5 protein-coding genes and 1 pseudogene are annotated in these 2,767 nt (G+C 38.3%); all 6 read left to right on the top strand.

Annotated elements, in window-relative coordinates; all coding sequences use genetic code 11:
• Positions 1-227 (top strand): annotated as a pseudogene (locus tag IQ242_RS21780) (hypothetical protein); the annotation flags it as partial.
• 238 nt (positions 228-465) lie between these two features.
• Positions 466-1,170, top strand: a complete 705-nt coding sequence (locus tag IQ242_RS21775; RefSeq protein WP_193961377.1) for a TIR domain-containing protein — start codon at positions 466-468, stop codon at positions 1,168-1,170.
• An 82-nt stretch (positions 1,171-1,252) separates the two neighbouring features.
• A complete protein-coding gene (locus IQ242_RS21770) occupies positions 1,253-1,660 on the top strand; it encodes a hypothetical protein (RefSeq protein ID WP_193961376.1) in 408 nt (135 codons plus the stop codon).
• A gap of 2 nt (positions 1,661-1,662) precedes the next feature.
• Positions 1,663-1,917: a hypothetical protein gene (locus tag IQ242_RS21765; protein WP_002732184.1), complete on the top strand. Its 255-nt coding sequence runs from the start codon at positions 1,663-1,665 to the stop codon at positions 1,915-1,917.
• 68 nt (positions 1,918-1,985) lie between these two features.
• Positions 1,986-2,303 carry a nucleotidyltransferase domain-containing protein gene (locus IQ242_RS21760; RefSeq protein ID WP_193961375.1) on the top strand — a complete coding sequence of 106 codons (318 nt, stop codon included), beginning with the start codon at positions 1,986-1,988 and terminating at the stop codon, positions 2,301-2,303.
• Positions 2,300-2,686: a HEPN domain-containing protein gene (locus IQ242_RS21755; protein WP_193961374.1), complete on the top strand. Its 387-nt coding sequence runs from the start codon at positions 2,300-2,302 to the stop codon at positions 2,684-2,686. Before IQ242_RS21760 ends, IQ242_RS21755 begins: the two co-directional genes overlap by 4 nt.
• The last annotated feature ends 81 nt before the right edge of the window (positions 2,687-2,767 follow it).

Here is a 2,767-nt window from a genome sequence, read left to right as displayed (position 1 = left end):
GGTTAGGGGTGAGGGCGATTAACCATCTCTGCCATTACTTTAGAAAAATGGTATTATCTAATCTTTTCTGCATCAACCCATGTCCAAATTGTACCGACTTTGATCGCCTCATGAAGCGTCGAGATTTGTTACGTTATCTCAGTCAACAGGGTTGTCAATTGGTACGAGAAGAAAAGAGCCTGTTGTGTTTCGGAAATGACTATCGTTCAGGAGAAGTCATTCTTTGATTATTCTAACGATTTCTGCATCTAGTCGGAGCCGTTTTTTTCAGGACAATCGCCACTCTCCACCCAGCCCAATATTCGGAGTAATAAGCTAAATCCCGTCATATAATTGGAAAGGAGAATGGCAACATTAGAGGCTGAGGCGAGGGGAGTTAGAGGCTCTCAGGCAGGATTTAAGTCGGTATGCACTGGCTCTAGCAGAGATTGCTGGGGTTGAAAATTAGATTAGGAGGTTCTTTAAATGTCTCAGCAGTTTGATGTTTTCCTGGCTCATAATAGTGTGGATAAACCGCAAGTAAGGGTGATCGCTAAAAAACTGAGGGAACGAGGGTTAAAACCTTGGCTAGATGAGGAACAAATCCCACCAGGGATGTCATTTCAGGATGAAATTCAAAAAGCTATTCCCCTGATTAAATCGGCAGCTATTATTATTGGTACTAAGGGATTAGGAATGTGGCAGGTCATGGAACTGCGATCGCTTATTACTAAATTTGTTGATCAAAAAATTCCTGTTATTCCTGTTTTGTTACCAGGGGTTAATAATATTCCTAGTGATTTACTATTCCTACAAGAACTTAATTGGGTTAAGTTTGAGCAGATTGATGATGCTACGGCTTTTTATCGGCTACAGTGGGGCATTACCCAAGTTAAGCCAGAGTTACACCCCAAAACCGTACAATTGACCGCCGAGGAGTGGTTTAACAGTGCCTATAACAAAGGTGAATCAGGAGACTACCAAGGTGCGATCGCAGACTACAATCAAGCCATTAAAATCAAACCTGACTATGCTCTTGCCTACAACAATCGCGGGAATGCCAAGTATAACTTAGGAGACAAGCAAGGTGCGATCGCTGACTACAATCAAGCAGCACAACTTTACTCGCAGCAAGGCAATATGGAAGAGTATCGTAAGGCTCTCGACAGGATCAAAAATCTTGAAAAATGATTTTGGGGAAGGTTGTTCTCATAAAAAATAGCTGTTACTAAAATTAAAAAATCAAAATAAAGGACTGATGAATTAATCTATAATGCAAGAGAAAGGAGCTATTAGCGGAAGGTTATTTGAACCATCTAAAGCGGGAGGTAAAATTCTTAAATTATCCTATCAAGAAGTAAAAATTACTGACAGAGGAGTTAATTTAGTTGAATTTCATGTCCGCAGATTTAATCCAGTAGGTCAAGCAGAACTGAAAATGGTAGAAAGGTTAAGAAAAGTAGCCCAAGGCAGACTTAAACCTGAAATGGTCGATTTAAGATTTTATACCCATGAATTGCGGGAGTACATTAGATATAAAAAACTAGGCTATCCCACTGGACAGCCACCCGATCCAGATCTGGCTTACAAATTGTGGAATAATGCTCACACAGCAACCCTTGAAGATTATGGTTTAAAAGAAGGATTTGGCGTTTTATTTCACCCAAGTATAGAGGATTAATCATGAAAGATACCGTACAGTTAACCCAACTTGAATTGGTACTTCTCCAATTAGTTGAAAAAGGAAAAGGAAAATGGAGTTGGTACGAATTAGCTAACGCACTTTCCCGCCGAGATGTTCCTAGAGAACCTGATATGATGACAGTCTTAAAAAATCTTTGCCAGCGAGGCTTAGTCAAACGTTATGTGGAAAAAGAATCGCCGCGTGATCGTTGGGAATTGACTTCAAAAGGGGAGGCTTTGTTAAAAAATAGCTAATGACAAACCGCAAGAAGATGGGGCTAAAGTTTGGGAAGAATGGTTTGAAGGTCTAAAATTGATAAATTATGAAAAAACTCGAAAAACTTATCACAGAATTTCGCCAAGCACTAGAAAAAATCTATGGCGATAAATTAATAAACTTAGTTCTGTACGGTTCTCAAGCAAGAGGGGATGCAACAGAAGACTCTGATATTGACATCATGGTAATTTTAAAAAGTCCAGTTTCTCCTGGAGATGAAATTTTCCGTATGGGAGAAGTTAAAAATCAAATTAACCTTAAATACGATCAACTCATCTCAGTTTTGCCCATATCTGAAGAAGACTTTTTATGTAAAGATACTCCTTTATTAGAAAATATTCGCCGAGAAGGTATAGCTTTGTGAACCGCATTCAAACATTACTAAGTCTAGCTAAAGAAGAATTATCTGCTGCTGAAATTTTGTGGGAAAATACTCTATATCGTGCTTGTATTTCTCGCGCTTATTACGCCTTATATTATACAATACAAGCTCTCTTTGCTGCTAAAAACGTCAATACTAGAACTCACAGAGGCTTGATTCAACAATTTGGACAACAATTTATTAAAACTGGAGAATTATCTCAAAACTTATCAAGAACCTTGAGTGAGACTTTTGATTTAAGACAGTTAAGTGATTATGATGAAACGATACCCATCACTCAACAACAAGCAGGCAAAACTTTAGAAAATGCAAAATTGTTTATTAGTGAAGCTACCAAGTGGCTAGAGAATAATCAAATTCAGTAAATAAAAACAATATCTTAATCTATAGCGGTTCTCGCATCTGTGCGGCACACTTAAACCTTTGCTGATTAAGCTGCTCAGGAT

The organism is Microcystis sp. LEGE 08355 (assembly GCF_015207185.1).
In the GTDB taxonomy this organism is placed as follows: domain Bacteria; phylum Cyanobacteriota; class Cyanobacteriia; order Cyanobacteriales; family Microcystaceae; genus Microcystis; species Microcystis panniformis.
This window is presented reverse-complemented; position numbering and strand designations above follow the sequence as displayed.